This window comes from Thalassotalea sp. G20_0, from assembly GCF_017744175.1.
In the GTDB taxonomy this organism is placed as follows: Bacteria; Pseudomonadota; Gammaproteobacteria; order Pseudomonadales; family Endozoicomonadaceae; genus Endozoicomonas.
The window spans coordinates 1-588 of sequence record NZ_JAGHQV010000459.1 but is presented as its reverse complement, the minus strand read 5'-3'; the positions used below and the strand labels follow the sequence as shown (position 1 = coordinate 588).

General features: G+C 43.9%; 1 protein-coding gene. It reads left to right on the top strand.

Annotated features, from left to right (window positions below; translation table 11 throughout):
* Positions 1 to 470, top strand: a 470-nt coding sequence (locus J7438_RS27040; RefSeq protein WP_209279103.1) for an RAP domain-containing protein, incomplete at its 5' end; no start/stop codon positions are given.
* Positions 471 to 588: the final 118 nt, after the last annotated feature.

Here is a 588-nt window from a genome sequence, read left to right as displayed (position 1 = left end):
CCGACTTTCGCGATCAACTCCAATCAAGATTTCCCTCTTTGCAGATTGAAGAAGAAAAGAGTCTGAACTCACTGCCTCCGGTTGACCTGCTACTGCCAGATCACAACATGGTGATTGAAGTTCAGGGACCGTCTCATTACGTGGGTGGTGATTTCAAAACCAGGAAGGGTTCGACTCTGCTTAAAATCGCACTGTTGCAAAAAGCAGGATTTGAGGTTACTGAAATTCCGGTTAACATGCTTTCGAATCAGGATTTAATGAAACCATGTATTGATCAAATAAAGACCAGGATAGGCATCCCGCCACAGGGTCATGGCTCTGTATCACTTAAAAGAAGGTGGGCAGATGCGGCTTACGTTACTGCTGATAAAGGCAGGCAACCCTCAGATCACGGTTACTTAACCGCCGAAGAACATTCAGAAGAACAAACCGGCAAACCAGCCAAGAGAAAGAGAAAAAGCAGCCAGTAATCCCCTCCTTTCGACCCAGGAACCGTTTTCACATTTCAGCAAAATGAACTTCTGAACAGAACCGCAGTCTGCTTTTTATATTTCCATGAATTAATGAAATATAATTATGCATAGAACC